General features: G+C 73.4%; 25 protein-coding genes. 13 read left to right on the top strand and 12 right to left on the bottom strand.

Annotated elements, in window-relative coordinates:
• Both HQQ78_RS13485 and HQQ78_RS13480 read right to left on the bottom strand, forming a co-directional pair.
• Nucleotides 1-309 carry a pore-forming ESAT-6 family protein gene (locus tag HQQ78_RS13485; protein WP_043595262.1) on the bottom strand — a complete coding sequence of 103 codons (309 nt, stop codon included), beginning with the start codon at nucleotides 307-309 and terminating at the stop codon, nucleotides 1-3.
• A gap of 12 nt (nucleotides 310-321) precedes the next feature.
• The gene (locus tag HQQ78_RS13480; protein ID WP_307785006.1) at nucleotides 322-663 is read right to left on the bottom strand and encodes a WXG100 family type VII secretion target; all 342 of its coding nucleotides are present in this window, start codon (nucleotides 661-663) and stop codon (nucleotides 322-324) included.
• A gap of 356 nt (nucleotides 664-1019) precedes the next feature.
• Between HQQ78_RS13480 and HQQ78_RS13475 the strand changes: the two genes are divergently transcribed.
• Genes HQQ78_RS13475 through HQQ78_RS13450 form a run of 6 tightly spaced genes read left to right on the top strand, consistent with a single transcriptional unit; the run spans nucleotide 1020 to nucleotide 9093 of the window.
• A complete protein-coding gene (locus HQQ78_RS13475) occupies nucleotides 1020-1943 on the top strand; it encodes an FHA domain-containing protein (protein WP_173153994.1) in 924 nt (307 codons plus the stop codon).
• Nucleotides 1940-2269 carry a hypothetical protein gene (locus HQQ78_RS13470; protein WP_055975719.1) on the top strand — a complete coding sequence of 110 codons (330 nt, stop codon included), beginning with the start codon at nucleotides 1940-1942 and terminating at the stop codon, nucleotides 2267-2269. Before HQQ78_RS13475 ends, HQQ78_RS13470 begins: the two co-directional genes overlap by 4 nt.
• Nucleotides 2266-3588 carry an EsaB/YukD family protein gene (locus HQQ78_RS13465; protein WP_173153991.1) on the top strand — a complete coding sequence of 441 codons (1323 nt, stop codon included), beginning with the start codon at nucleotides 2266-2268 and terminating at the stop codon, nucleotides 3586-3588. Before HQQ78_RS13470 ends, HQQ78_RS13465 begins: the two co-directional genes overlap by 4 nt.
• On the top strand, nucleotides 3585-4571 hold the full coding sequence (locus tag HQQ78_RS13460) for a hypothetical protein (protein ID WP_173153988.1): 987 nt from the start codon (nucleotides 3585-3587) through the stop codon (nucleotides 4569-4571). The genes HQQ78_RS13465 and HQQ78_RS13460 overlap by 4 nt, the downstream gene beginning before the upstream one ends.
• On the top strand, nucleotides 4568-8515 hold the full coding sequence (eccCa, locus tag HQQ78_RS13455) for a type VII secretion protein EccCa (protein ID WP_159828335.1): 3948 nt from the start codon (nucleotides 4568-4570) through the stop codon (nucleotides 8513-8515). The genes HQQ78_RS13460 and eccCa overlap by 4 nt, the downstream gene beginning before the upstream one ends.
• Entirely contained in the window at nucleotides 8512-9093 is a 582-nt protein-coding gene (locus HQQ78_RS13450; RefSeq protein WP_173153985.1) for a hypothetical protein, read from the top strand. Before eccCa ends, HQQ78_RS13450 begins: the two co-directional genes overlap by 4 nt.
• 81 nt (nucleotides 9094-9174) lie before the next feature.
• On the opposite strand, the gene HQQ78_RS13445 is transcribed toward HQQ78_RS13450, so the two are convergent.
• Nucleotides 9175-9858 (bottom strand): SOS response-associated peptidase, encoded by a 684-nt coding sequence (locus HQQ78_RS13445; RefSeq protein WP_173153982.1) that lies wholly within the window; start codon nucleotides 9856-9858, stop codon nucleotides 9175-9177.
• A gap of 94 nt (nucleotides 9859-9952) precedes the next feature.
• Here HQQ78_RS13445 and HQQ78_RS13440 point away from each other — a divergent pair, with 94 nt between their 5' ends.
• Nucleotides 9953-10471 carry a universal stress protein gene (locus tag HQQ78_RS13440; protein ID WP_173153980.1) on the top strand — a complete coding sequence of 173 codons (519 nt, stop codon included), beginning with the start codon at nucleotides 9953-9955 and terminating at the stop codon, nucleotides 10469-10471.
• Between the two features lie 130 nt (nucleotides 10472-10601).
• On the opposite strand, the gene HQQ78_RS13435 is transcribed toward HQQ78_RS13440, so the two are convergent.
• Nucleotides 10602-11516: a cation diffusion facilitator family transporter gene (locus HQQ78_RS13435; protein ID WP_043595247.1), complete on the bottom strand. Its 915-nt coding sequence runs from the start codon at nucleotides 11514-11516 to the stop codon at nucleotides 10602-10604.
• A 239-nt stretch (nucleotides 11517-11755) separates the two neighbouring features.
• Between HQQ78_RS13435 and HQQ78_RS13430 the strand changes: the two genes are divergently transcribed.
• A complete protein-coding gene (locus tag HQQ78_RS13430; protein WP_173153978.1) occupies nucleotides 11756-12664 on the top strand; it encodes an SDR family oxidoreductase in 909 nt (302 codons plus the stop codon).
• A gap of 75 nt (nucleotides 12665-12739) precedes the next feature.
• On the opposite strand, the gene HQQ78_RS13425 is transcribed toward HQQ78_RS13430, so the two are convergent.
• The 4 genes from HQQ78_RS13425 to nucS all read right to left on the bottom strand — a co-directional run bounded on the left by HQQ78_RS13425 (nucleotide 12740) and on the right by nucS (nucleotide 15797).
• Nucleotides 12740-14041, bottom strand: a complete 1302-nt coding sequence (locus tag HQQ78_RS13425) for a CynX/NimT family MFS transporter (protein WP_233568433.1) — start codon at nucleotides 14039-14041, stop codon at nucleotides 12740-12742.
• Nucleotides 14038-14715 carry an HAD hydrolase-like protein gene (locus tag HQQ78_RS13420; RefSeq protein ID WP_056044155.1) on the bottom strand — a complete coding sequence of 226 codons (678 nt, stop codon included), beginning with the start codon at nucleotides 14713-14715 and terminating at the stop codon, nucleotides 14038-14040. The genes HQQ78_RS13425 and HQQ78_RS13420 overlap by 4 nt, the downstream gene beginning before the upstream one ends.
• 24 nt (nucleotides 14716-14739) lie before the next feature.
• A complete protein-coding gene (locus tag HQQ78_RS13415) occupies nucleotides 14740-14973 on the bottom strand; it encodes a hypothetical protein (protein ID WP_173153976.1) in 234 nt (77 codons plus the stop codon).
• Nucleotides 14974-15101: 128 nt separating this feature from the next.
• Nucleotides 15102-15797: an endonuclease NucS gene (gene nucS / locus HQQ78_RS13410; RefSeq protein ID WP_056044151.1), complete on the bottom strand. Its 696-nt coding sequence runs from the start codon at nucleotides 15795-15797 to the stop codon at nucleotides 15102-15104.
• 135 nt (nucleotides 15798-15932) lie between these two features.
• On the opposite strand from nucS, the gene HQQ78_RS13405 reads away from it, so the two are divergent.
• Nucleotides 15933-16595, top strand: a complete 663-nt coding sequence (locus HQQ78_RS13405) for a hypothetical protein (RefSeq protein WP_173153975.1) — start codon at nucleotides 15933-15935, stop codon at nucleotides 16593-16595.
• Between the two features lie 64 nt (nucleotides 16596-16659).
• The gene (locus HQQ78_RS13400; RefSeq protein WP_173153973.1) at nucleotides 16660-17739 is read left to right on the top strand and encodes a LacI family DNA-binding transcriptional regulator; all 1080 of its coding nucleotides are present in this window, start codon (nucleotides 16660-16662) and stop codon (nucleotides 17737-17739) included.
• A gap of 50 nt (nucleotides 17740-17789) precedes the next feature.
• On the opposite strand, the gene HQQ78_RS13395 is transcribed toward HQQ78_RS13400, so the two are convergent.
• Nucleotides 17790-19124, bottom strand: coding sequence for an MATE family efflux transporter (locus tag HQQ78_RS13395; RefSeq protein WP_173154951.1), 1335 nt, complete (start codon nucleotides 19122-19124; stop codon nucleotides 17790-17792).
• Nucleotides 19125-19156: 32 nt separating this feature from the next.
• Complete coding sequence (locus HQQ78_RS13390) at nucleotides 19157-20422, bottom strand: uracil-xanthine permease family protein (RefSeq protein ID WP_173153971.1); 1266 nt, start codon at nucleotides 20420-20422, stop codon at nucleotides 19157-19159.
• Between the two features lie 118 nt (nucleotides 20423-20540).
• Here HQQ78_RS13390 and HQQ78_RS13385 point away from each other — a divergent pair, with 118 nt between their 5' ends.
• Both HQQ78_RS13385 and HQQ78_RS13380 read left to right on the top strand, forming a co-directional pair.
• The gene (locus HQQ78_RS13385; protein ID WP_123571136.1) at nucleotides 20541-22505 is read left to right on the top strand and encodes a M13 family metallopeptidase; all 1965 of its coding nucleotides are present in this window, start codon (nucleotides 20541-20543) and stop codon (nucleotides 22503-22505) included.
• A 5-nt stretch (nucleotides 22506-22510) separates the two neighbouring features.
• The gene (locus HQQ78_RS13380; protein ID WP_173153969.1) at nucleotides 22511-23416 is read left to right on the top strand and encodes a serine hydrolase; all 906 of its coding nucleotides are present in this window, start codon (nucleotides 22511-22513) and stop codon (nucleotides 23414-23416) included.
• A gap of 76 nt (nucleotides 23417-23492) precedes the next feature.
• Here the strand turns inward: HQQ78_RS13380 and HQQ78_RS13375 are convergent, their stop codons facing one another.
• The gene (locus HQQ78_RS13375; RefSeq protein WP_173153966.1) at nucleotides 23493-23900 is read right to left on the bottom strand and encodes an NUDIX domain-containing protein; all 408 of its coding nucleotides are present in this window, start codon (nucleotides 23898-23900) and stop codon (nucleotides 23493-23495) included.
• Nucleotides 23901-23955: 55 nt separating this feature from the next.
• Nucleotides 23956-25242 carry a glutamyl-tRNA reductase gene (locus tag HQQ78_RS13370; protein ID WP_173153963.1) on the bottom strand — a complete coding sequence of 429 codons (1287 nt, stop codon included), beginning with the start codon at nucleotides 25240-25242 and terminating at the stop codon, nucleotides 23956-23958.
• 153 nt (nucleotides 25243-25395) lie between these two features.
• Here HQQ78_RS13370 and HQQ78_RS13365 point away from each other — a divergent pair, with 153 nt between their 5' ends.
• Nucleotides 25396-26409, top strand: a complete 1014-nt coding sequence (locus HQQ78_RS13365; RefSeq protein WP_056044134.1) for an NADP-dependent oxidoreductase — start codon at nucleotides 25396-25398, stop codon at nucleotides 26407-26409.
• Nucleotides 26410-26437: the final 28 nt, after the last annotated feature.

Here is a 26437-nt window from a genome sequence, read left to right as displayed (position 1 = left end):
CTAGATGCCGTCGACGGCGGCCTTGGCCCGCTGCATGGCGGTCTGGGCCGACTCGTCGTTCGACGCGAGCGACTGGCGGAGCGTGTTGATGATCGTGCGCACCTCGGTGGCGACGCGGTTCCAGCGCTGCTCCTTGCCCGCGTACTCCTCGCTGGAGCCGTCGGCCTGGTAGTCCGCCATGGCGGTCTTGACGTCGGAGTCGCGCTGCGTGATGAGCGCCTCGAGGCGGCTGGCGACGGCGTTGAAGTTGTCCTGGGCGTTGCCGGAGGCTCCGAGGTCGAAGTCGCGGCGGTCGGTTGCGTTGGCCATGGTCGTTCCCCCTTATGCGCGCGATCCGCCGAAGCGGGCGCTCTCGAATCCGGCACCGGACTGGGCCGAGGTGGTCTCGTCGGCGATCTGCTGCTCACCCTCGACGAAGGCACGGTTCTGGCCCGTGATGCCGGTCAGCACCGAGGACAGAGCGGCGTTGAGCTCGACGGAGATGCCGTCGACCTCGCCCTTGAAGCGGTCGAAGGCGGCGCGGCCGGCTCCGTTGAAGCGGCCTTCGAGCGGCGCGGCCGCGTCGGCGAGCTGGCGGACCAGAGCGCCGAGGTCGTCGCCGGCCCCGCTCGTCTTCTGGCTCAGTTGCGTGAGGGTCTCGCTCCCCATGGCGAACTTCATCATGTCGTTCTCCCCTTGCTTCGATCTGATGGCGACCCGTCACGGGTCGACTCATGAGGAAATCACGATTCCGTCTCGATCGCCACCCGTCTGCGGGGTACATGTCGGGGGACCGAGGCGGGGGACGGGTGGGTGACGGCCCCGGAACGGGTGTCTCACCGGGGGACGTGGGGTCGGCTAGCCTGGGGCCGATCGTGCGCTCCGGGGACGCGGGCGGTCGCTCCTCGTCGGTCTCGACGACCTGGTCCGGCACCCCGCAGGCGAGAGGCGGAACCGTGGGCGCACTGGTCGGCGCGCGAAGCTGCGGACGCTGCGGACAACCGCTCGGTGCGGGCGCGACCTGGTGCTTCTGGTGCGGTGTGCGGATCGTCTCGGCGGCGACCGGCAGCGCCATCGGCACCTACTCGGGACTGCTCGCGGGCGTGCAGACGGCGACCCCGTCGCGGCGTCGCGGTGCGGTCGCCATCGACTGGGGCGTGCCCCTCGTCCTGTTCGGCGTCCTCGTCGTCGGTGTGGCCACGGGCGCCTCGTCCGCCACGGCCGGCGCGGCGCTCGTCCCCGTGCCCGTCGAGATCGCGGTGGTGGTGGTCGCCCTGGCCTTCGTGCTGCTCGACGTGGTGCTCTACGTGCGCGGAGGGCGCTCGGTGGGCCGGTTGGTCCTGTCCCTGCGCACGGTGGACGACCTGACCGGTCGCCCGCCGGCCGTGCTGAGGGTCGACCGCCGCGGACGCTTCAGCATCCGTCGTCAGGCGGTGACGGTCGACCTGCGGCGTGGCCGGGACCCCATGACGTCGTCGCCCCCGCTCGTGCAGAGGCCCGCTCTCCCCGTCGCGGCCTCCGCCCCGCTGCCGCTCCACCCGACCGACCCGCTCGACGCCGCGGGACGACCCGACGAGAACACCTTCGGGCGCACGGGCCAGGGCCGACCCACGACCACCGCGCCGTCGATCGTCCTCGAGCTCGACAGCGGCGAACGCCTCGACCTCGAGTCGACCCTGCTGATCGGCCGCGCCCCGGTCAACCGCGAGGGCGAGGAGCACCCGGTCTTCGCCTGGGCGGACCTCGCCCGCAGCCTCACCAAGACCCACGCCCTCTTCGCGTGGGAGGGGGCCGTGCTGTGGGTGACCGACCTCGGGTCGACGAACGGGTCCTCGCTCGTCGCGCCCGACGGGACGCGGCAGCCGCTCGTGGCGGGCCTGCGCGGGCCGGCCGCACCGGGATACGTCGTCGAGCTCGGCGAACGGACCCTCACCGTCCAACCGTCCGGGGTGGTGGACGCATGAGCGGGGACCGCGACGTCGTCCTGCTCGAGACCGTCAAGACGCACCGCGCCCGCCTGGTCTCGGCCCTCCTGTTCGGCGAACTCGACGAGCGTCGGCTCGTCAACGACAACGTCCGTCGGCTGATCGTCAGCCTGGTCATCGCTGCGGTCGCCTGCGCGGGCTGCGCCGGCACGTCCTTCGTGCTCTCGGTGCTGGCCGACCAGCGCGCGACCCAGTCGCAGACCACCGGAGGGTCAGGAGGCGCGGTGCCGGTCACCGGCTCGCCGTCGCCCTCTCCCGCGTCGACCGACGTCCCCGACCCCACCCCCACGACGGAGCCCCGATGACCGACTACACCCGGCTGACCATCGTCGGCACGGCGCGCAAGGCCGAGATGGTCGTGCCCGCCGACGAGCCGATCGGTGGTCTGATCCCGCGCCTCATGGAGCTCCTCGACGAGCGTCCCGGTGCCGTGTCGCGCCCGCTGACCCTCGTCCGCTCGACGGGGGAGCAGCTCGACACCTCTCTGTCGGTCGCCGAGCAGCGCATCGTCGACGGCGAGCTGCTCCGGCTGCTGCGCGAGGACGCCGCGCCCCCGCCGCCCGAGGTCGCGGACGTCACCGACGTGCTCGCCGAGTCGCTCGCCAGCCGACCGGGCCTGTGGACGCGACGGTCGCGCACGGCGACGGCGGCCGTCGCGATCGGACTGCTCTCGCTGGCGCTCTCGACGGTGCTGGCCAGGGCGTCCGACGTGGAGCCCGTCGGCACTCTCGCGACCGTCTACGGCTTGGCGGTCGTGGTCGCCCTCGTGTCCGGCCGGTTCGGCGGACGCTGGCTCGCCGTCGCCGCGACCTCGGTCGCCCTGGGGTGCGCGGCCCCCCTGGCGGTCGTGCTCGGGGCCGTCCCGGCCCTCGAGCTGCCGCCGGTCGACGTGGCGCTCGCCGTGATCGTGCTCGCCTGGGTCGCGCTGGCACTCGGAGCGGGCGCCGGTCTCGGCTCCCGGTCGGCGTGGTGGGGCGGCGTCCTCGGCGTCGTGCTCGGGGCCGTGCCGATCGTGCTGCGGTCCCTCGGCGTCCAGGACGCGGGGGCCGTGGGCGTCGGCGCCGTGCTCGCCGTCGTCGTCTGCGGCCTGCTGCCCTGGTTCGCCATGAGCGCCTCCGGCCTGACCGGTCTCGACGACCAGGTGGTCGACGGACGTCGGGGTCGCCGTGACGAGGTGCTGCTGACGGTCGGCGACGCCTACCGCACCCTGACCTGGTCGACCTTCGCGGTGGCGGGGCCCGTGGCCGTCACGGCCGTCTCGTCCGTCGGGTCGGCCGATCTCTGGCAGGTCGGTCTCGGGGTCGCCGTGGTGCTCGTCGTCGCGGCCCGCACCCGGGCCCTGCCGATCGCCGCCCAGGGCTGGGTGCTCTGGGCCGCCGCCCTGATCGGCCTGCTCGGGGGCCTGCTCGTCCAACCGCTTGCTCCCGGGTGGCTCGTGGTCGTCCTGTTCGCGGCCGGGGTCGTGGTCGCGGTCGTGGCCGGCGGCGTCGACCCGGTCGCCCACCAACGCGCCTCGCTGCGCCGCGTGGGCAACGCCGTCGAGGCCCTCGGCGTCGTGGCCCTGCTGCCCGTCCTGCTCGGGGTGTTCGGCGTCTACGCCGACCTGCTCGGGGCCTTCTCGTGAGCGCGTTCGACGCGTTCGTCCGGTCGGCGCCGCTGGCCCTGCTCGGCAGCGTGAGCGCCCGGGTGCACGAGGTGACGACGGTCGACGAGATCGTCCGGCGGCCGTTGCCGGTGTCGCGCCGCATCGGCTTCGTGCAGGCACGGGGCGGAGCCGGGGCGAGTTCGACCGCCGGTTACGTCGCCGCCCTGCTCGCCCGTCGCCGTCCCGGGCTCGTCCTCGGCGTGGACGCGTCGCGCGGCCCCCGCGGCATGCTGTGGCAGGCCGGCGCGCCGGTCGGTTCGAGCGCGGCACCGAGCTCGCGGAGGCGCACGGCACGCCGGTCGGTCGACGCCGTCGACGGTCTGCCCCGCACGCCCTCGGGCCTCTACGCCCTCTCGCTCGACCCCCGGGGCGAGTCCCGTGCCGTGGCCGCCGCGGCGGGCTGGTTCGACGAGGTCACCCCGATCAGCCGTTTCTTCGACCTCGTCGTGACCGACTGGGGAGTGCGCGACTGGCGTGCCGACCTCACCGACGTGGTGTCGGCCAGCCGGACGGTCTGCATCGTGGCCCGCGCCGATCGCCACGCCGCCGAGGAGGCCGCGGCCCTCGTGCCCGCGATCAAGGACCACCCCGACCGGCCCGACGTGGTCATCGCGCTGGTCGACGTCGGCGACGCCGGTCGCGCGGCCCCCGTCACGGTCGGCGACGACCCCACCGTGCCCGTCGTGCGCGTGCCCTACGACGCGGCCCGTTCCGGCGGTCGGCCGGTGTCGAGCGCCGCACTGGGCACGCGCACCCGCATCGCCTACGCCCGCCTCGCCGCCGCCCTGCTGCCCCTCGACGCCCCGTCGGTCCCGAGGGGCGCCCCGCCCGTCGGGGATCCCGGCCCGGCCCCGTCCGCGGCCGATCCCGGCCCGTCGGAACGTCGCCCCTCGGAACGCCGTCAGGCCCGGGGGCGGGACGCCCGCCCGGCCGTCACCGACGACCAGGAGGCCCGACGATGACCGTCAAGCTCGTCCACCGGCCCACGCGCATCACGCGACCCGTCCAGCCCGCCGAGCACGAGGACATCACCCCGCCGCCCCAGCTGGCCGACGGCAAGGTCGGCGGCGTGCCCGTGCAGGCCCTGCTCCCCGTCGTGGGCGCCCTCTCGAGCGTCGTGATGATCGTCGTCTACCGCGGCAGTTCGAACCCGCTCTTCCTGCTGGTCGGCGCCGTGCTGCTCATCGTCGCCCTGGTCGGCGGCCTCGCGGTCACCCTCAGCCAGCGGGGCAACGCGGCGCGGCAGCGGCGCCTGCAGCGCGAGCGCTACCTCGACTTCCTCGAGCGGCTGCGCTCGCGGATGCGCACGAAGGCCCGGGCCGTCCGGGCGACGGCGGCCGTGCTCGACCCCGAACCCGCCGCCCTGCTCGAGCTGGTGCGCGACCCCGCGCGACTCTGGGAACGCCGCCGCCAGCACGACGACTTCCTCTCGGTGCGGATCGGCGAGGGCGACCTGACCTGGTTCCCGATGTCCGTCCCCGAGGACCCGAACCCCGTGCAGCCGTTCGACCCGATCATGGCCAGCGAGGCCGAGTCCGTGGTCGAGCACCTCTCGACCGTGCGGGGCATGCCCATCACGGTCGACCTCGACCGAGCCGGGTCGGTCGCCGTGCTGGGCGACCGCGAGTCCGCGCTGCGGGTCGCCCGCTCGATGATCCTGCAGCTCGCCGCCCTGCACTCGCCCGACGACGTGCACCTGGCCGCGGCGTTCCCCGAGAGCGCGGCCGACGACTGGCGCGGATTCGACCTCGTCCCGCACGCCGTGGACGACTCGCTCTACGACGGACCGGTGCCGGCGCGACGGGTCGCGACCAGCGCCTCCTCGTTGCTCTCGGTCATCGGCGGCGAACTGGGCGACCGGGCACAAGAGGCCGCCACGACGAAGCGCTCGATCGGCACCACGGCGCGCACCGAGGGATCGCGCCTCGTCGTCTTCGTCGACGACTGGGGGCACGTCGCCTCGAGCATCCCGGTGCCCGACGCCGACCTCTCGCTGACCGACCTCGGCGTCACGACCGTCCACCTGCTGAGCGACCGCCTGCACGAGCCGTCCGACGTCACCCTGCGCATCACCGTCGAGGGCGACGAGGCGGTCGTGACGGACGCCCGCGTGGAGGACGACGGCCAGGTCCGCGTGCAGACGGCGACGATCGACGCCACGACCCCGCAGCTGTTCGAGGCCGTCGCCCGCACGCTCACCCCCCTGCGGCTCAGCCTGAGCAGGCAGGACGAGGTCGACTCGGCCCAGGCCGTCGAGATCACCGACCTGCTCGGCATCGACGACGTGACGACGCTGACGCCGGCGACCGCGTGGACGCCGCGCTCGCCGCGGGACTTCCTGCGCGTGCCGATCGGCATCGACGACTTCGGGGCGCCGGTCCTGCTCGACCTCAAGGAGTCCGCGCAGCTCGGCATGGGCCCGCACGGCATCTGCATCGGTGCGACCGGCTCGGGCAAGAGCGAGCTGCTGCGCACGCTCGTGCTCGGCCTCGCCCTGTCGCACTCGCCCGACGACCTCAGCATGGTCCTCGTCGACTACAAAGGAGGCGCGGCGTTCGCTCCGTTCGCGGGGTTGCCGCACGTCGCCGGGCTGATCGACAACCTGGCCGACGACGCGCAGCTCACCGAACGCGCCCGCGTCAGCATCCAGGGCGAGGTCGTGCGGCGTCAGGAGCAGCTGCGCGACGCCGGTGGGGCGTCGTCCATCAGCCACTACCGCGAGATGCGCGTGGGTCGCCCGGAGCTGCCGCCGATGCCCCACCTGTTCGTCGTCATCGACGAGTTCGGCGAGCTGCTCACGGCGGAGCCCGAGTTCGTCGACCTGCTGCTCACCATCGGTCGCATCGGGCGGTCGATCGGCGTGCACCTGCTGCTCTCGAGCCAGCGCATCGAGGCGGGCAAGTTGCGCGGCCTCGACACCTACCTCTCGTACCGGATCGGCCTGCGGACCTTCTCCGAGGCCGAGAGCTCGATCGTGCTCGACCGGCCGGACGCGTTCCACCTCCCCGCGGTCCCGGGGTTCGGCTTCCTCAAGGTCGACACCTCGGTGTACCGGAGGTTCCGTGCGGGTTACGTGTCGGGCCCCCTGCCGACCGAGGCCGCCCGCTCGCTGGCGGGCGACGACGTGCGGCCGACCGCGCTCCTGCTGCCGACCTTCAACGGCATCGCGGGCGGCGACGACGACGGCGGCGAGGACGAGCTCTCGCGGCCCGACGTCGGTCGCGCCGTCATCGACGAGGCCGTCGACCGTCTCATGGGCGGCGGCACCGACGTCGACCCGGTCTGGTTGCCGCCCCTGCCCGACCGGCTCGCGCTCTCGCGGGTGGTCGGAGCGGACCAGGCCGGCGGCCTGCGGGTGCCGATGGGACTGCTCGACGACCCGGCGCGGCAGCGGCAGGACCCGTGGCTGCTCGACCTCGCCCGGGCCGGTGGGCACGTCGCCGTGATCGGGGCGCCGCAGACCGGACGCAGCACGTTCCTCCGCACCCTCGTCGCCTCGCTGGCCCTGACGCACACCCCGCAGGAGGTCGGCATCTACGGCATGGACCTCACGGGCGGGGGGCTCGGCCGGATCGAGGGGTTCCCGCACGTCGGCGGCGTGGCGACGCGGGCGAGCAAGGACCGCCTCCTGCGCCTGCTCGAAGAACTGGCGGCCATGCTGACGACCCGGGAGCGCGTGTTCCGCGACCACGGGATCGACTCGCTGGCCATGCTGCGTCGGTTGCACGCCGCGGGCGAGGTGCCCGAGCTGATCTCGGCCGACGTGGTCCTCGTCGTCGACGGCACCGGTCAGCTGCGCGGGGACTTCGCCGAGCTCGAGACGGCGTTCGGCGACCTGCTGCTGCGCGGCGGCAGCTACGGCCTGCACGTCGTGCTCGGGATGACGCGGTGGAACGAACTGCGGATGGCGCAGCAACCGCTGGTAGGCACCCGGGTCGAGCTGCACCTGAACGATCCGGCGGACTCGGTGATCGGTCGCAAGCTGGCCCAGACCATCCGGGCCGACCAGGCCGGTCGGGCCCTGACCGACGACAACCTGTTCGCGCAGGTGGCGCTGCCGGTGCTGGACGACACGGACGACGACGAGGTCGGCGACGCCCTCGAGGCCCTCGCCCGCCGGTCGGCGTCGAGCTGGAACGGCCCCGCGGCGGCACCGATCCGCCTCCTGCCCACCGAGCTCTCGCCGGACGAGCTGCCCGACGCGCTGGACGAGCCCGAGGCGATCCCGTTCGGCCTGCGGCAGGACACGATGCAGCCGGTCGCCCTCGATCCGGGTGCCGACCAGCACCTGCTCGTGTTCGGCGACTCGAAGGCCGGCAAGTCGACCCTGCTGCGCGGACTGGTCCGCGGCTTCGTCGACCGGGCGACCCCGGACGAGCTCGTCGTGGCCCTGATGGACCTCCGCGGCGACCTGGTCGCCGAGGTGCCGGACGACTACCTGGGCGGTCATGCCTCGACCAGCACGGACGCCCGCGCGCTCGCCGTCGCCGTGGCCGACGAGCTCGCTAAGCGCCAGGCCGGCGACCGCGACGCCGGTCCGCGCATCGTGGTGGTGATCGACGACTACGACATCGTCGCCTCGGGGGGCACCGAGCCGCTCAAGCCGTTGCTGCCCTTCCTGCCCTCCGCCCGCGACCTCCGGCTGCACGTGTTGATCAGCAGGCCGGTCGCCGGCTCGGCGCGGGCGCTCTACGACCCGGCGCTGCAGACGCTGCGCGACACGGGTGGGTCGTCGTTCATCATGTCGGGCGAGCGCAGCGAGGGACCGATCGTGCCGCAGGTCTACGCCGAGCAGATGACCGCCGGTCGAGGCCGCCTGGTCCGTCGCGGCCAGGCGCCGCGCATCGTCCAGGTGGCCCGGTTCGAGGCCGACGGACGAGCCGACGTCGCCGGAGCGGGCTCGTGACCGGCCGGACGGTCGTCGTCGCGGGCGTCGCCGGGGGCGTCGGGACCACGACGGTCACGGCCCTGCTCTTCACCCAGCTCTCGGGGGAGTCGGTGCCCCGGCTGATCGACCACTCGGGTGGGGACCTCGGGACCCGGCTGACCGGGGGCGACGACGCGCCGCGGGTCGACCACGAGCTGACCCTGCACGACCTCGGCGCCCACGCCGACGGCGCACTCCTCGACCTGCTCGACGACACGAGCGTCTTCGGGGTCGTCGTGGCCCCGACGACCCCGGTCGGCTTCGCCGACGCCCAGCGGGTCCTCGCCCGCATCCGCGAGCGGCACGGGGTCGGCGGCCTGCGCCGGGTGATGCTCGTGGTCGTCGGCGTCTTCGGCGAGCACCGGACCACGCGCTCGAGCGAGGCACTGCAGAACGAGTTCGGCCGTCGATCGCTCGTCGTCGTCCCGCGCGACCCCGCCCTCGCGGCGGGTGGGCGCGTTCCGCTCAACCGGCTGACGCGGGAGTCCCGACGGGCCCAGGGCGAACTCGTGTCGTACCTGCGCGAACGGCTGGCGAGCCACCGCGACGCGCGCTGAGGCGCCGGACCGCGCCTCCGGACGGGACGCGAGTCGCGCCTCCGGACGGGACGCGAGCCGCGCCTCCTCGTCCGAGGGGCGTCAGCCCAAGGGCTCGATGAGGTGCGGGCCGTTGTTGCGGACGTTGTTCGCATCGCGGCTCACCTCGTGCTGCACGAGGTCGTGGGCGACCTCGAACGAGTCCCGGTCGAGCAGCGAGAGCAGCTCGTCGGCGTCGAGGCCCTCGCCCAGCCAGTCGTCGTACGAGTCGGGGGTGAGGCAGGCCGGCATCCGGTCGTGCACCTCGCCCGGTGCCACGTGGGCGTCGCGCGTGATGATCGTCGTCGAGAGCACCCAACGGTCGGGGTCGCCCTCGTCCTTCGCGGGATCGGGCCACGCGGTGACGAGGCCGGCCATGGCGAGCCCGGCGTCGGGCTGGTGCACGTAGTGCGGCTGCTTGCCGGTCTCGGTCACGACCCACTCGTAGTACCCCTGTGCGGGCACGATGCACCGGCTGCTCGCGAACGCCCGGCGGAACATGCCGCTGGTCGCCACGGTCTCGATGCGGGCGTTGATCGGCTGCGGACGCTTCTTCAGGTCGGGGTACCACGACGGCACGAATCCCCACCGGGCACCGGGCAGCTGCCTCTCGCCGTGCCGCTCCCGGACGACCGGCACGACGGTCGTCGGCGCGACGTTGAAGTCGTCGGGCAGGGGCCCCAGGCCGTCGAGCAGGCTCGGCAGCAGTTCGGACGTGGCCCGGGCAACGACGTAGCGACCGCACATGCCGACAGTCTGCTCTTCCGCGGAGGGGCGTGTCGGTGGTTCACTGTGGCCGTGGCGCCGCGTGGGACGGCGACACGGTGAGAGGGTGGTGACCATGTCCGACGAGCAGAACCCCGCGCGCGGCTTCGTCATCGCGGGCGTCGTGCCCAACTCTGGTGAGGCCGTCGTGGCGACCGCGGCCGACCTGGCGGCACGGTACGGCACCGGTCTGCTCTGCGTCTCGGTCGAGCCCGACCGGCTCGCCTTCGCCGAGGGCATCGACGGCACCGTCCTGTCGTACCCCCTCGACCCCGACGACTACACCGAGACGCTGTCCTTCGACGCCGACCTGGAGGCGCGGCTGCGGCCGGTCGCCTCGGCTCGCGGCGTGGAGCTGCGCACCTCGATCGTCGCCGGCGACCCCGCCCGGTGCCTGTCGCACCTGGCCGAGCAGCTCGACGCCCCGCTCATCGTCGTCGGCAGCCGCGAGGCCGGCCTGCGGGGCAGCGTCCGTGAGTTCTTCGCCGGCTCGGTCGCGCTGCACCTCAGCCACCGTCAGCACCGGCCGGTCGTCGTCGTGCCGCTCGCCCCCGTCCCCCGCAGCCAGACGCTGCCGTGGGAGGACGAGCTCTGACGCGAGGCCGCCGGTGACGGGCTCGTCGCCCGTGTCCCAGACGCGCCGAGTGGGCAGATCTGGTCCTTCCGCGGCTGGTGAGGGACCGGTTCTGCCCACTCGACCCGCGCCTCCGGGGGGAGGGGCCCGGTCAGGCGTGCGTCTCGCGCTCGTGCCCGGCGTGATCGGCCGGCTCGAGCTGGAACGTCGCGTGCTCGACCGAGAAGTGGGCGGCGAGGCACCGGTCGAGAGCGTCCAGGGTCTCGTCGACCTTCATGTCGCAGAACACCTCGCGCTCGACGACGACGTGCGCCGAGAAGACGGTCGCCCCGCTGGTGATCTGCCAGGCGTGGACGTCGTGTGCCGAGACGACGCCCGGGGTGTCGCCGATGTGCGTGCGGACCGACTCGAGGTCGATGTCGCCCGGAGCCGAGCCGAACAGCACCCGGATCGCCTCGCGCAGCAGTGACCAGGCCCGTGGCACGATCATCGCCGCGATGATCAGCGATCCGACCGAGTCGGCCTGCGTGAAGCCCGTGGTCAGCACGACGACGGCGGCCACGACGACGGCCGCCGAGCCGAGCAGGTCGCCGAGCACCTCGAGGTAGGCGCCGCGCATGTTGATCGAGTGCGTGGCCCCACCCCGCAGCACGAGCAGTGCCGCGACGTTCGTCGCCCCGCCGACCAGGCCGACGACCAGCATCGGCAGCCCGAGCACCTCGTGCCCGCCGACCGCCACGAGACGGGAGACGGCGGCGACGGCGACCGAGAGCGACACGGCGAGCAGCACGAGGCCGTTGACGAAGGCGGCGAAGACCTCGGCCCGGCGGTAGCCGTAGGTCTGTCGGCCGCTCGCGGGTCGGGCGGCGACGATCGTGGCCACGAGGGCGATGACCAACCCGGCCAGGTCGGAGAGCATGTGCCCCGAGTCGGCCAACAGCGCCAGGGAGCCCGAGAGCCAGGCGCCGACCAGCTGGGCGACGAGACCGAGGGCGATGATCGCGATCGCGAGGCGGAGCCGTCGTCCGTCGGCGGCGACGTGTCCGTGTCCGTGGTCGTGGCCCATGGGCGCCTCTCGTCGGGGTGGGGTGGGGTGGGGTGGCGATCGGCCCGGCGGGTCGGTCCGCCGGCGTTCCGAGCCGGCGTCGAATCTACCGGCGCCCGTCGGCGACGGCCATCGATCCGGGCAGTCGATAACGAGTCTCGATCCCTGCAACGACGCCGATCGGGGCCCACCGGGCGGACGAGGAGGCGCGGGTCGGCCCCGCCTGGGAGCCGCCCCCACCGCGCATGGTTCAGTGAGGCATGACCGACTCGACCGAGACCTCCTCCGCCTCCCTCGGGGAACCCGCCCGCGCCTCCTCGTCCCTCGTCGCCGTGACGGGTGCGACGGGCGCCGTGGGCGGCATCGTGGCCGCGCACCTGTCCGAGCGGGGCGTGCCGCTGCGGCTCGTCGTGCGCGACGCCACCCGGGCACCCCGACTCGACGGGGCCGAGGCCGAGGTCGCCGTCGCCACGTACGGCGACCGGGCGGCCTCCGTCGAGGCCCTGCGCGGGGTCGAGACGCTGTTCATGGTGTCCGCGGCGGAGGCCCCCGACCGCGTCGACCAGCACCGCTCGTTCGTCGACGCCGCCGTCGAGGCGGGCGTGCGGCACGTGGTCTACACGTCGTTCGCCGGTGCGTCGGCGGACTCGGTCTTCACGCTCGGGCGGGACCACTTCGCGACCGAGCAGCACATCCGTGAGTCGGGGCTGGCCTTCACGTTCCTGCGGGACAACTTCTACCTGGACTTCATCCCGCTGTTCGCGGACGAGCAGGGCGTGATCCGCGGCCCGGCCGGTGACGGGCGCGTGGCGGCGGTGGCCCGGGCCGACGTCGCGGCGGTGGCGGCCGTCGTGCTGCTCGACCACGAGTCGCACGCCGGGGCGACCTACGACCTCACCGGGTCGGAGGCGTTCACCCTGACCGAGGCGGCTGCACGCCTCACCGCCCTCGGCGGGCGGTCGTTCACGTTCGTGGACGAGACCGTCGACGAGGCCTACGAGTCCCGCCGCGTCTTCGAACCCGAGCCCTTCCAGGCGGACGCCTGGGTCAGCACCTACACGTCCATGGCCTCGGGCGAGGTGGCGCAGGTGACGTCGTCCGTGCGCGACCTGACCGGACGCGACCCGTTGACGCTCGAGGTGCTCTTCGCCGGGGGCGTCCAGCACTGACCCGGCCCGGGAGGCCGCCCGGTCGTCGGCCCGGCTGGCGGCCCGGCTGGCGGCCCGGCTGGCGGCCCGGCCGGCTCAGGGCACGCGTCGTGACGACAACACGCCGCTGACGCCGAGCACGACGACCGCCGCGGCGACGCCGATCATCGGGATCTGCCAGTTGCCGCTGACGTCGTGCAGTCCACCGATCGCGAGCGGCCCGAGCGCGGCGATCGCGTAACCGCCGCCCTGCACCAGGGCCGACAGTCGTCGTGCCTCGACGTCGGTCGACGCCATGCGCACGATGACGATGAAGATGATCGTGATGCCGCCGCCCTGCGCGGCCCCACCGAAGATCGACCAGAGCAGCCAGTGCTCGGGAGCGAAGAGCAGGCCGAGCGGCATGGCCGACCAGAAGACGGCGATCAGCCCGATGACGACCGCCGGCCGCACGCGCAGGGCGAGGAACGGCACCCCCAGCGCACCCACGACCGCGAGGATCTGGAAGACCGACGAACTCGCGCCGGCCGCCTCGCGGGTGAGGCCGACCTCGTCGCGCAGCAGCGTGGGCATCCAGGCCGTGAGCCCGTAGTAGCCGAACGCCTGCCCCGAGAAGGCCAGCGTCAGGCCCCAGGTCGTCCACCGACGCAGCAGCGGGGTCGCGCTGCGTCGTCGCTCGCGCGCGTCGACCTCGGCCTCGCCGGGCTCGACGACGTCGATGCCGCCCGTGAAGACGTCGGTCGCCGAGGAGGCGCGGTGCCGGTCGTCGACGTCGGCCTGCGACCCCGGCACCACGGCCACGCTGCCGCCCCGCACCGCGACGCGGGGGCCGACGGCGATCGACCAGACGACGGCGGCCAGGACGGCGAGCAGCCCCCAGGTGACGAGGGCGAGGGGCCAGCCGACGACCGAGGCGATCGGGGCCGTCGCGAGCGAGGTGATCATGGACCCGACGTTGAGGGCCGAGGTGTAGATGCCGGTGACGAAGCCGGCCCGCTCGGGGCTGAAGTCACGACGGATGACGACGGGCAGCACGACGTTGCCGATCGTGATGGCGACGCCGATCACGATCGTGCCCACGTAGAGCCACACCGTGCCGCCGGCCGTGCGCAGCAGCGTGCCGAGGAGCACGCCGGCGAGCCCCAGCGTGACGGCGCGCTCGGCGCCGATCCGGCCGATCAGGGCCGAGGCGAACGGGCTCGCCACGGCGAAGCAGAGCACGGGGATGCTGGTGAGCAGCCCGGCGACGACCGCCGTGAGGCCGAGGTCGGCGCTCATCTGGTCGAGCACGGGGGCCGGGGCCACGATCGGCCCGCGCATGTTGAGGGCGATCAGCACGATCGCGAGGGTGAGCAACCAGGCGGCGGGCGACCGCACCGCGGCCGCGGCCCGGGTCACGCGGCGCCGCGCAGCAGGGAGACGCCCAACAGGTCGGCCACCTCGTCGACGTCCGCCGCCACGGCGACCGCGCCGACGTACTCCTCGGGCTCGCCGTAGCCCCAACCGACGAGGATGGTGGGCACGCCGTGCACGGCCGCACCCTCGACGTCGTGGTGGCGGTCGCCGAGCAGGACGGGCCGCGAGAGGTCGGCCCCGCGGGCCCGCAGGCGCTTCAGGGCCTCTTCGACGACGTCGGCCTTGGTGTTGCGCACCTCGTCGTCGGACGCGCCGGTGATGACGTCGAGGTAGCGGTCGAGGCCGTGGGCCCGGAGGATGGCCGTGGCCGGGGTCTCGGGCTTCGAGGTCGCGGTCGAGGTGGGGATGCCGGCCGCGTGCACGGCCGCCATGAGGTCGGGCACCCCCGGGAAGACCTCGCCCTCGAGGGCGCCGTGGGCCAGGTAGTGCGCGCGGTAGAGCCGCATGGCGTCGACGAGGCGCTCGCCGTCGAGGCCGAGGCGCACCTCGAAGCTCTGCGGCAGGGGCGGGCCGACCCAGGCCATGAGGTCGGCGGGGGAGGGCACCGGCAGGCCGAGTTCGCCGATCGTGTGGGCGAGGCTGGCGGTGATCGCGGGCGCCGAGTCGGCGATGGTGCCGTCGAGGTCGTAGAGGACGGCCGTGTAGGGGAGAGTCATCACCCCCAGCTTACGGATCGGGGGTCAGCAGGGGACCGCTCGGAGTGGCCAGGTCGCGACGGCCGACACGGCGTCCCGGATCGCCGTCGCGTTCGCACCCGCACTCGTCGTGCTCGTCTTCGCGGTCGCGGTCGCGGTCGGGCTCCGACGCGTCGCGTCGAACGGGCGGTGGCGGACGTCGCGGCTGCTCGCGAGGGACCGGAAGACGGGGGTCGCCTCGCGTTCGGCGGCCAGGGTGTCGAAGATCGGTGAGGTCACGGGTTGCTCCTGCGGTCGAGGGGGGTCGAAGCAGAATATAACCCTGAAATGTGAGTGTCACAAGGGTTCGTGGGTCCACACCCGCTCGGGCCCGCACCCGCGTGGCCCCGCACCCTCGACGTTCGGCGTCAGAAGAGGCGGGAGTGCGAGTCGTCCAGCCCGCGCATGGCGTCGTAGTCGAGCAGGAGGGTGCGGATTCCCCGGTCGTGGGCCAGCGTGCGGGCCTGCGGTTTGATCTCTTGCGCGGCGAACACCCCGGTCACGGGGGCGAGATGTGGGTCGCGGTTCATCAGCTCGAGGTACCTCGTGAGCTGCTCGACCCCGTCGATGTCGCCTCGCCGCTTCAGTTCGACGGCCACCGCGGCGCCCTTCGCGTCGCGGGCCAGGATGTCGACCGGCCCGATGGCGGTCATGTACTCGCGGCGGACGAGGGTGTGGCCCTCGCCGAGCAGCTCGATCTGTTCGGCCAGCAACTTCTGCAGGTCGGCCTCGACGCCGTCCTTGGTCAACCCCGGGTCGACGCCCATCTCGTGGGACGAGTCGTGCAGCACCTCGTGGATCGACACCACCAGGAGGTCGGCCGTCTTGGCCTGGGTCACCTTCCACAGCTCGACGACGCCGGCCTCGCGTTGGTCGTCGTCGGGTTCGACCGTGCGGATGGTGCAGGGCGGGCTCATCCAGTTCAGGGGCTTGTAGCTGCCCCCGTCGGAGTGGACGAGCAGGCTGCCGTCGCTCTTGACCATCAGGAGGCGCGTGGCCAGGGGCAGGTGGGCGGACAGTCGACCGGCGTAGTCGACCGAGCAACGGGCAATGACGAGGCGCACCCGACGATCCTACGGGGCGACGCGAACGCGGCTCGGGCCCCTCGTTGACAAGTATGCATATGTGAAATACATTCATGACAGATGGTCGGCAGGACGGCCACCGAGACGCCTCCAGGAGGAACGATGCCCCACCCGATGCCCGCCACGACCCGGCCGCTGCGGACGACGACCCACGACACGGCCGAGCTGCTGCTCGTCGACCTGGCGACGGCGCGCTACGCGCCCGGCGACTCCCTCGACGTCGACACCATCGTGCGCGAGCACCGGGTCACCCCCGGCGAGGTGCACCTCGCCCTCTTCGAGCTGAGGCGCATGAAGGTCGTGGTGCGCGCCCCGTTCAGCGGTGCCCACGTCGTCGTCTGGCACCGGCGGTTCAACGAGGTGCTGCTGCGCGACCTGGTCCGCATGGTCTCCGTGGCGTCGACGACGGCGACGTCGCTCGAGCACGTCCCCGAGCCCGCCGTGCGCCGACCGGCCTGCACGGCCCACGGGCTGGCCCTGCCCGCGGACGTCGCCCACTTCCTCGACCTCGTCCGGGCGATCGTGCAGGTGCTCTCGCCGGCGGCCCGTCAGCACGTGCGCGACGACCTGCTGCTGCCGCTCGAGATCCTCTGCAGCGCGAGGGCCGTCGCGGTGCACGACATGCGGCCCGCCCTCGGCGAGACCGTCCGCGGCGCGATCGTCGACCTGATGGAGGCCGCCGAGCACTACGGCGACTGGACACAGCTGCCCGGTCTCGCGTCCGACTACGTCACGGCCCTGGGCGTCGACGAACCACCCGTGCGACCCGTCGACTGACGCCGCACCGACCGTCGCCGCTCACCCGGAGGCCGTCCGGCCCCGTCGGCTAGGCTGCGGCAGCATGAGCCGGGCAGAGGGCGACGTCGCCGCGAGGCCGACCCTCGCGTCGGTGGCGCGGGTCGCCGGGGTGAGCGCGAGCACCGCCTCCTTGGCCTTCAGCGGGACCGGCCCCGTCTCGGACGAGACCCGCGCGCGGGTGCTCGCGGCCGCCGACGAACTCGGCTACGCCGGGCCCGACCCCCGCGCGAGGTCGCTGCGGCGTGGGCGTTCCGGCATCGTCGGCGCCGTCCTCGAGTCCACCCTCAGCACGGCCTTCCGCGACCCGATCAACGTGGCCATGCTCGACGGCATCGCCGACGTCACGGGGCCGGCCGACAACTCGCTGCTGCTGCTGACCGAGACCGCGGGCGAGCGCTCCCGCCTGCTCGACGCCCCCGTGGACGCCGTCGTGCTGTTCGGCTGCAGCACCCGCCTCGACCAGTCCGTGTCGATCATGCGTCGGCGCGGCATCCCGGTGGTCTCGATCGAGGCCCCGCCGACCGAGGGCGTGCTCGACATCGCCGAGGACAACGTGGGCTCGTCCCGCCTGTTGGCGCAGCACCTGCACGACCTCGGCCACCGACGGGTCGCCGTCGTCGCGCTCGAGCTCGGCCCCGGTCGGTCGAGCGGCGACGGGGACGACGAACTCACCGACGCGCGCGTGGCCCGGGGCACCTCCTGGCCGACCCTCGAGCGGCTGCGCGGCACCCGCGAGGTCTTCCCGGGCGTGGGCGGCCTGGCCACCCGCGGCAGCTGGACGAGCGAGGGGCACCGCGCCGGCCTGCGCCTGCTCGACGTGCCCGAGGCCGAGCGGCCGACGGCGATCGTCGCCCAGAGCGACCTGCTCGCGTCGGGCGTCATCGCGGCGGCGGACGACCTGGGGCTGTCGGTGCCGGGCGACCTGAGCGTCGTCGGCTACGACGGCGTGCGCCTCGACGACCCGCGCGCCGCCGACCTCACGACGGTCGTCCAGCCCGCCGTCGAGAAGGGCCGCGCGGCCGGTCGCGCAGTGCTCGCACTCCTCGCCGGCGACCCCGTCGAGGGCACGACGTTCACGAGCGTCTTCCGGCCGGGGGCGACCACGGGTCCGCCCGCGCGCTGACGCCCGACCCCCGACGCCTCCTCGCCGACGCCGACCCACGACCCCCGGGTTCAGCCGGCGCCGACGACCATCCAGCGGTCCGACCGCGCCCGGAGGCCCAGCGTCACGGCGCGGATGCCGATGTAGCCCAGGCCGAAGGCCAGCCACAGGGCGACCGTGCCCCGCGCGTCCGGCCCGACCCGCGCCTCCAGAGGGATCAGGATCGCGAGGTAGACGACCGTGTTGACCACGCCGGCGAGGGCGAGGTAGCGGGCGTCGCCGGCGCCGAGGAGCACGCCGTCGAGCACGAAGACGAAGCCGGCCAGCGGGATGCCCACGGCCATCGCCAGCACGACCCGGGGCAGCAGGTCGCGCACCGCGTCGTCGCCGCTGAAGACGGGTGCGAGCAGCGGCGAGACCGCGGCCAGCAGCACGCCGAGCAGCAGACCGCCGCCGACCCCGAACAGCATCAGCCGGCGGGTGACGGCGCGCACCGCCTCGCGATCGCCCTGACCGAGCGCGTGGCCGACGAGGGCCTGGCCGGCGATGGCCAGCGCGTCGAGGGCGAACGCCAGCGTGCTGAACAGGGTGAGTGCGACCTGGATCGTCGCGAGCCCGGTCACCCCCGAGGAGGCGGCGGCCCAGACGGTCGCGATCATCGCGATCCGCAGGGACGCGTTGCGCACGAGCAGCCACGCGCCGGAGCGTGCCGTGCGACCGACGCCGGCCAGCCCCGGACGCAGCGGAGCCCCGACGGCCCGCGCGGCACGGACGGCGATCACCACGTACACGGCGGCCATGCCCCACTGCGCGACGACGGTGCCGGCCGCCGAGCCGGCGATCCCCCAGCCGAAGCCGTAGAGGAAGAGCGCGTTCAGGCCCGCGTTCGCCGCGAAGCCGACCGTGGCGACGACCAGTGGCGTCCTGGTGTCCTGCAGGCCGCGCAGCAGTCCGGTCGCCGCGATCACGAGCAGCATGCCGGGCAGGCCGAGCATCGACACGGTCAGGTAGGTCGCCGCGGCGTCGACGACGGCCGGGTCGGTGCCGAACAGGCCGACGAGGGGGCGGGCGACGAGTGCCCCGACCCCGGCGAGCACCACCCCGACCAGCAGCGCGAACCAGAGCCCGTCGACGCCGGCGCGGATCGCTCCGGGCCGGTCACCCGCGCCGAGCCGTCGGGCCACGGTCGGCGTCGTGGCGTAGGCCAGGAAGATCAGCAGGCCGAGGGCGGTCTGCAGCACGACGCTCGCGATGCCGAGCCCGGCGAGGGGCACCGTGCCCAGGTGCCCGACCATCGCGGTGTCGGTCAGCAGGAAGAGCGGTTCGGCGATCAGCGCGCCGAGCGCCGGCGCCGCGAGGGCGACGATGCGTCGGTCCCAGGGCGAACGGAGGCGCGAGGCCGTCACCGGGGACGGCTCGCCGCGGCGGCGTCCCACCGTCAGTCGGTGCCCCGGGCCCGACCCACGGCCGACATGAGGTGGTACACGACGATGGCCGCGACCGTGCCGAGGATGATGCCGCCGAAGCTCGCGCCCCCGAGGGCCAGGGTGAAGTCGGCGATGCCCATGATGAGCGCGACGCCGGCGGTCAGCTGGTTCTTCGGGCGGCTGAAGTCGACCCTGTTCTCGACCCAGATGCGGATGCCGATCACGCCGATGAGTCCGTAGAGCGCCGTCGTGACGCCGCCGAGCACCCCCGGCGGGATGGTGAAGATGACGGCGCCGATCTTGGGCGACAGCCCGAGCAGGATCGCCACGACGCCGGCGACCCAGTACGCGGCCGTCGAGAAGATGCGGGTGGCGCTCATCACGCCGATGTTCTCGCCGTAGGTGGTCGTCGCCGAGCCGCCGCCGAGGCCGGCGAGCACCGTGCTGAGGCCGTCGGCGAAGAGTGCCCGGCCGGTCAGCGGGTCGAGGTTGCGCTTCGTGAGCTGGCCGACGCCCTTGACGTGGCCGACGTTCTCGGCGATCAGGGCGAGCACGACGGGCAGGAAGCCGAGGTAGATCGGCAGCTGCCCGAGGTCGAAGGCGGGGGCCGTGAAGGTCGGCAGGCCCACCCACGGCGCGGCCGCGACGGCGCTGTAGTCGACGGCGCCCGCGATCACGGCGGCGACGTAGCCGACGACGACGCCGACGAAGATCGACAGGCGGCCGAGCAGGCCCTTGAAGAGCACGGCGCTCAGCACGACCGCGGCGAGCGTGATCAGGGCTATGCCCGGCGAGAGCGCGAAGTTGTCGCGGGCGGCCGGGGCCAGGTTGAAGCCGATGAGGGCGACGATCGAGCCGCTGACCACCGGGGGCAGCAGGGCGTCGATCCAGCGGGTGCCCGCGAGGTTCACGACCAGGCCGATCACCGCGAGCAGGGCGCCGACGACGATGATGCCGCTGAGCGCGAGGGGGATGCCGCCCACGTCGGTGGCGGCCGCGATCGGGGCGAGGAAGGCGAACGACGAGCCCAGGTAGCTGGGCAGGCGGTTCTTCGTGATGACGAGGAAGAGCAGGGTGCCGATGCCGGAGAAGAACAGCGTCGTACTCGGCGGGAACCCGGTGATGATCGGCACGAGGAAGGTCGCGCCGAACATCGCGACGACGTGCTGGCCGCCGAGGCCGATGGTGCGCGGCCAGCTGAGCCGCTCCTCCGGGGCCACGATCTCGGTCGGGTCGACCGTCTTGCCGTCGCCGTGCAGTGCCCAGGGGAGTGCCATGTCGAGAACTGTACTGGGGGTGCCGTTTCCTCCGTGTTTCCTGGGACGGCCTCGTCAGCCCGGGCCGCAGCGGGTCCGGCCCGGCCCGTCGTCGGGGGCCTCACCTAGGCTGACGGGCATGACCAGCGACGCACTGAGCAGCGGAATCCAGACCGACGAACTCGACCCGGCGGTCCGCCCGCAGGACGACCTCTTCCGGCACGTCAACGGCGCGTGGATCGACCGCACCGAGATCCCCGACGACAAGGCGCGCTACGGCTCCTTCTACCTGCTCGCCGAAGAGGCCGAGAAGGCCGTCCGCGAGATCGTGGTCGAGTCCCAGTCCGCCGAACCCGGCACCGAGGCCCGCAAGGTCGGCGACCTCTTCACCAGCTTCACCGACGAGGAGCGCATCGAGGCGCTCGGCGCCGCACCCCTCGAACCGCTCCTGGCCGAGGTCGAGACGGTCACCGACGTGACCTCGTTCACGCGCCTCCTGGGCTCGCTCGAGAAGCAGGGCATGCCGAGCTTCGTCCAGCTCTTCGTCGACAACGACCCGGGCGACCCCGAGCGGTACGTCGTCTTCGTCGAGCAGGGCGGCCTCGGCCTGCCCGACGAGTCCTACTACCGCGACGAGAAGTTCGAGTCGGTGCGGACCGCCTACCGGGCGTTCGTCGAGCAGATGCTCGGGCTCGCCGGCCTCGACGACGCCTCGGCCCGCGCCGACCGCGTGGTCGAGCTCGAGACCGCCCTCGCCACGCACCACTGGAGCAACGTCGCCACCCGCGACAGCGACAAGACCTACAACCTGCTGCCCTGGGCCGAGTTCGACGCGCTCGCCGAGGGCGTCGACCTCACGGCCTGGCGGGACGCCGTGGGCGGCCCGGCCGGCGTCTTCGACGAGCTCGTCGTGCGCGAGCCGTCGTTCGTCACCGGACTGGCCTCGCTGCTGACCGACGACCGCCTCGACGCCTGGAGCGACTGGCTGCGCTGGCAGATCGTCCGCTCCATGGCCGCCTACCTGTCGACGCCCTTCGTCGAGGCGAACTTCGGCTTCTACGGTCGCACCCTCACCGGCACACCCGTGCAGCGCGCCCGCTGGAAGCGCGGAGTCTCGCTGGTCGAGGGCGCCCTCGGCGAGGCCGTCGGACGCATCTACGTCGAGCGGCACTTCGCGCCCGAGGCCAAGACCGCGATGGACGTCCTCGTCGGCCACCTGGTCGAGGCCTACCGACAGAGCATCACGGGCCTCGAGTGGATGACCGACGAGACCCGAGCCCGGGCCCTCGACAAGCTCGAGAAGTTCACGCCCAAGATCGGTTTCCCCGAGAAATGGCGCGACTACTCGGCCTTGTCGATCGACCCCGCCGACCTGGTCGGCAACGTGCGGGCCACCGCCGCCTTCGGCTTCGACCGCGAGCTGGGCAAGATCGGCCAGCCGCTCGACCGCGACGAGTGGTTCATGACGCCGCAGACCATCAACGCGTACTACAACCCGGGCATGAACGAGATCGTGTTCCCCGCGGCGATCCTGCAGTTCCCGTTCTTCGACGAGACGCGCGACGCCGCCGCCAACTACGGAGCCATCGGTGCCGTGATCGGCCACGAGATCGGCCACGGCTTCGACGACCAGGGCTCGAAGTACGACGGCGACGGCAAGCTGACCGACTGGTGGACCCCCGCCGACCGCGAGGCGTTCGAGGAGCTGACCTCGTCGCTCATCGCCCAGTACGACGCCCTCGCCCCGAAGCAGGTGCCCGACCACCACGTCAACGGCGCCCTCACCATCGGCGAGAACATCGGCGACCTCGGCGGGCTCTCGATCGCCTGGAAGGCCTACCTCATCTCGCTCGACGGCAGCGAGCCGCCCGTGATCGACGGCCTGACCGGCGCCGAGCGGTTCTTCCTGAGCTGGGCCCAGGCCTGGCAGATCAAGCTGCGCGACGAAGAGGCGATCCGTCTCGTCTCAATCGACCCGCACTCGCCGAACGAGTTCCGGTGCAACCAGATCGTGCGCAACATCGACGAGTTCTACGAGACGTTCGGCGTCACCGAGAGCGACGCCCTGTGGCTGCCGGCCGAGGAGCGCGTCACCATTTGGTAGGTCAGGTGCCCGGCCGTCGGGCCCGACGGGAGAACGGCGACGGCGCCGACCACGAGCCGCGCCACGGTGGCGGGCGCGCGCTCGAGTCGTTCTCGGCGTCCTTCGCCGCCCTGGGCGACCTGGCGCTCGCGGGTGGGCAGGTCTCGGCCTCGGTCAGGGACCTCGACTCGCGGGCCGACCTGCTGAGCGTCGACGAGCACGTGGCGCTGCCGGTGGGCCAGCTCGGTGCCGTCCTGCTCCTGGTCGAGGTGTCGGCCCGCATCGAGGACGGCACGCTCCGCCCCCTCGACGAACTCGACCGGCCGGGCGACCCCGGCGACCAGGGGCCCGGTGGCCTCTGGCCCTACCTCCGCCGGACGAGCCTCCCGGTGACCGACGCGGCGACGCTCGTCGGGGCCTTCCGCGACGGGGCGGCGATCGACGCGCTCATCGGCCGGGTGGGCCTGGCCGCCGTGCGGGCGCGAGGTGAGTCGCTCGGTCTCACGAAGACGGCCCTCCTCGACGTCACCCGGTCGTCCCGCGGCCCCGACGACGCACCTGCGCTCGCCGTGGGCACGGCTCACGAACTCGGCGGCCTCATGGTGTCCCTCGCCCGCGGCGAAGTCGTCGACCGGGCCGTGTCGAACCGGGTGCTCGGCTGGCTGTCGCTGGGCGCCGACACGTCGCTCGTCGCGGCGCCGTTCGGTCTCGATCCGCTCGGGCACCGGCGGCTCGACCACGACCTGCAGATCGTCCACACGACCGGTGGCGACCCGGGGGTGCGCTCCGAGCTCGGCGTGCTCCGCGGGCCGCGCCGCAGCGTCGCGTACTGCGTGATCGTCACGTTCGACGACCTGACGCTCGCCCACCGCCTCCGGGCGCTCGAAGCCCTGCGGGCCGTGGGCACCGACGCCCTCGAGTACGTGCACTGAGCCGGGTGCCGAGCCGGGTGCCGCATCGAGCCGGGTGCCGCATCGAGCCGCGGCCCGGCCGTGCCCCCGCGCCGACTCAGTCGACCAGGTCGAGCCCCCGGAGGCGCTCGAGCGTCGCGACACCGGCCGGCGGGCACCGGCCCGCGTCGGCCGAGGTGACCCAGTGGACCGCGCCGACCTCGGCGGCGGGCGCCGGCTCGGGGCTCGTCGCCGCGAGCTCGGCCGCGAAGACCGTCATGGCGACCTGCCGACCCTCGGGCTCGCCGTGCGCCTGCGTCACGACGGTGAAGAGCTCGGCCACGGTCGTCGGGTCGAGTTCGACGCCGACCTCTTCGCGCGACTCCCGGACCAGCGCCTCGGCCGCGGTCTCGCCGGCCTCGAGCTTGCCGCCGGGCAGGTACAGCACGTCACGGCCGCGGGCGGTCACCATCAGCATCCGACGGTCACGGACGAGGGCGAGCGCGCTGACGACGATGGTGTCCATCAGGCCATCCTCGGGCACGACGACGTCGGCCCGGTGCGCCGGCGTCCGGGGGCGATCAGCCCGCCGAGGCCTGACGCTCGTCGTCGACCGCGCGCAACGGCGACGACGAGGAGGCGCGGCGCCCGTCGGTCACGCCGAAGAGCGCCTCGAGGCCGTCGCGGAACTCGTCGCCCCGGCCCTCTCGGGCCAGCTCGCGCGCCCGGACGGAGGGGGTGTGCAGCAGCACGCCGGCGAGGTGTCGCAGGGCCGATTCGGTGCGGTCGGACGAGTCCCCGCGCGACCGCGCGCGCTCGATCTCGGCGTCGAGCAGGTCGAAGACGTGCTTGCGCAGCGCGACGACGGACGGCGTGAGCGACTGTTCGGCGGCGACGGCCTGGAACTCGGCGGCCGCGGACGAGACGAGGGCGCGGGCGTCGTCGGCCGCGCTGAGCTGGGGCAGCGGCGCGTGCAGGCTGATGGTCTCGAGGTCGAGCAGTTCGACGCCCTCGACGCCGGCGACGAGCGGGTCGACGTTGCGGGGCAGCCCGAGGTCGATCACGAGGCGGCGGCCGCCGGGGAGGACGACGTCGCGGGTGACGACCGGCTCGGTGGTCGAGGTGCAGGTGATCAGCACGTCGCTCCAGGAGACGGCGGTGGCGAGGTCGTCGTACGGCGTCGCGGCGTGCTTGAGGCCGAACCACTCGGCGCGGCCCGAACCCGAGTAGACGGCGAGCTGGTCGGCGCCACGGTCGCGGAGAGCCGCGACGGTGGTGGCCGCGTACTGGCCGGTGCCCACGATGAGGACGCGCGCCTCGGACCAGTCGGTCACCCGTGAGGACGCCAGCTCGAGCGCGAGGCGCACGAGTGACCGACCCGCGCCTCCGACGTTGGTCTGGTTCTTGATGCCCCGGGAGGTCTGCGACGCCTTCTGGAAGAGGCGCTCGAGGTCGCGCGAGGTGGTGCCGTCGTGGCGGGCGCGCTCGAGCGAACGGCGCACCTGGCCCGAGATCTCGTCCTCGCCGACGACGACGGACTCGAGGCCCGAGCTGACGGCGAACAGGTGCTCGACGACCTCGTCGCCCGTGATGACCCGGACGCTGTCGCGCAGGTCGTCGGGCTCGACGCCGCTGGCGGTGCTCATGGTCTCGATCGTGGCCTCGACGGCCAGGGCGCTGCCGGCGGTGAGGGGCTCGTCGACGTCGAGGTACGCCTCGAACCGGTTGCAGGTCGCGAGCACGACCGCGCCGCTGACGAAGTCGCTGCCGTCGACCAGGGTGCCCGCCGCCGAGGGTGCGCCGATGCTCAGCCTCTCGAGGAGGTCGAAGCTGGCGTTCTGGTGGGACGCCGTGAGGCAGATGAGCACTGAGTGATCCTAACTCTGATCGGCGTTTTCGGCTGGGCGTTGACTCGACGTCGAGTGGCCGGGAATGCCACACGACGGTTGCAGCTTGCAACAACGGAGCCCGGGGCCGCATTCCGGCCGCCGGCCCGCACCGCATCGAACCAAGGAGACACCATGACCTCGACCACCAGCATCCAGTGGCAGCTCGTCGCCCGCCCGCACGGCGAGCCCACCCCCGACGACGTCGCCCGCGTCGAGGTGACCCTGCCCGAGCTCGGCGACGGCGAGGTCCGCGTGCAGAACGAGTTCCTGTCGGTCGACCCCTACATGCGCGGTCGCATGAACGACGTGAAGTCGTACGTCCCGCCCTTCGCCCTCGGCGAGACCATGACCGGCGGGGCCGTCGGCCGCGTCGTCGAGTCGCGTTCGGACGACCTGCCGGTCGGCACCGTCGTGCTGCACGAGCAGGGCTGGCGCGACGTGGCCCAGGGAGGCGCGGCCACGTTCCGTGCCGTGCAGCCCGTCGACGGCGTGCCCCTGTCGGCGTACCTGGGCGTGCTCGGCCTCACCGGCCTGACGGCGTACGTCGGCCTCACCGAGATCGCCGGCATCCGCGAGGGCGACGTCGTCTTCGTGTCGGGTGCCGCCGGGGCCGTCGGCACCATGGTCGGCCAGATCGCCCGCCTCAAGGGAGCCTCGCGCGTGATCGGCAGCGCCGGTTCGGCCGAGAAGGTCGAGCTGCTGACCTCGAAGTACGGCTTCGACGCCGCGTTCAACTACAAGGACGGCGACGTCTCCGAGCTGCTCGCCGAGGCCGCGCCCGACGGCATCGACCTCTACTTCGACAACGTCGGCGGCGACCACCTGTCGGCCGCCCTCGCCTCGTTCCGCACCGGCGGTCGTGCCGCACTCTGCGGCTCGATCGCGAACTACAACTCCACCGGCGCCCCGGTCGGCATCACGGGCATGACCAACATGGTCACCCGCGGTCTGACGATGAAGGGCTTCACGTTGGGCGACTACCGCCACCTCGCACCCGCGTTCCAGGCCGAGATGGGCCCCTGGCTCTCCGCCGGCGACGTCGTGTACGACGAGACCGTCGTCGAGGGTGTCGACAACGCGTTCGACGCCTTCACCGGGCTGATGCGCGGCGACAACGTCGGGAAGATGGTCGTCGCGGTCTCCTGACCCGCGCCTCCTCGTCCGCTCGCGCGTT

The sequence above is a fragment of the Frigoribacterium sp. VKM Ac-2859 genome, from assembly GCF_013204925.1.
Lineage (GTDB): Bacteria > Actinomycetota > Actinomycetes > Actinomycetales > Microbacteriaceae > Frigoribacterium.
The sequence above is the reverse complement of the archived record's forward strand: the minus strand, read 5'-3'. Positions and strand labels throughout refer to the sequence as shown.

Coding starts and splice junctions, on each gene's coding strand:
- HQQ78_RS13485 (WP_043595262.1), bottom strand. CDS start 309: ATGGCCAACGCAACCGACCGCCGCGACTTCGACCTCGGAGCCTCCGGC.
- HQQ78_RS13480 (WP_307785006.1), bottom strand. CDS start 663: ATGATGAAGTTCGCCATGGGGAGCGAGACCCTCACGCAACTGAGCCAG.
- HQQ78_RS13470 (WP_055975719.1), top strand. CDS start 1,940: ATGAGCGGGGACCGCGACGTCGTCCTGCTCGAGACCGTCAAGACGCAC.
- HQQ78_RS13465 (WP_173153991.1), top strand. CDS start 2,266: ATGACCGACTACACCCGGCTGACCATCGTCGGCACGGCGCGCAAGGCC.
- eccCa (WP_159828335.1), top strand. CDS start 4,568: ATGACCGTCAAGCTCGTCCACCGGCCCACGCGCATCACGCGACCCGTC.
- HQQ78_RS13445 (WP_173153982.1), bottom strand. CDS start 9,858: ATGTGCGGTCGCTACGTCGTTGCCCGGGCCACGTCCGAACTGCTGCCG.
- HQQ78_RS13440 (WP_173153980.1), top strand. CDS start 9,953: ATGTCCGACGAGCAGAACCCCGCGCGCGGCTTCGTCATCGCGGGCGTC.
- HQQ78_RS13435 (WP_043595247.1), bottom strand. CDS start 11,516: ATGGGCCACGACCACGGACACGGACACGTCGCCGCCGACGGACGACGG.
- HQQ78_RS13430 (WP_173153978.1), top strand. CDS start 11,756: ATGACCGACTCGACCGAGACCTCCTCCGCCTCCCTCGGGGAACCCGCC.
- HQQ78_RS13420 (WP_056044155.1), bottom strand. CDS start 14,715: ATGACTCTCCCCTACACGGCCGTCCTCTACGACCTCGACGGCACCATC.
- HQQ78_RS13405 (WP_173153975.1), top strand. CDS start 15,933: ATGCCCGCCACGACCCGGCCGCTGCGGACGACGACCCACGACACGGCC.
- HQQ78_RS13400 (WP_173153973.1), top strand. CDS start 16,660: ATGAGCCGGGCAGAGGGCGACGTCGCCGCGAGGCCGACCCTCGCGTCG.
- HQQ78_RS13390 (WP_173153971.1), bottom strand. CDS start 20,422: ATGGCACTCCCCTGGGCACTGCACGGCGACGGCAAGACGGTCGACCCG.
- HQQ78_RS13385 (WP_123571136.1), top strand. CDS start 20,541: ATGACCAGCGACGCACTGAGCAGCGGAATCCAGACCGACGAACTCGAC.
- HQQ78_RS13375 (WP_173153966.1), bottom strand. CDS start 23,900: ATGGACACCATCGTCGTCAGCGCGCTCGCCCTCGTCCGTGACCGTCGG.
- HQQ78_RS13365 (WP_056044134.1), top strand. CDS start 25,396: ATGACCTCGACCACCAGCATCCAGTGGCAGCTCGTCGCCCGCCCGCAC.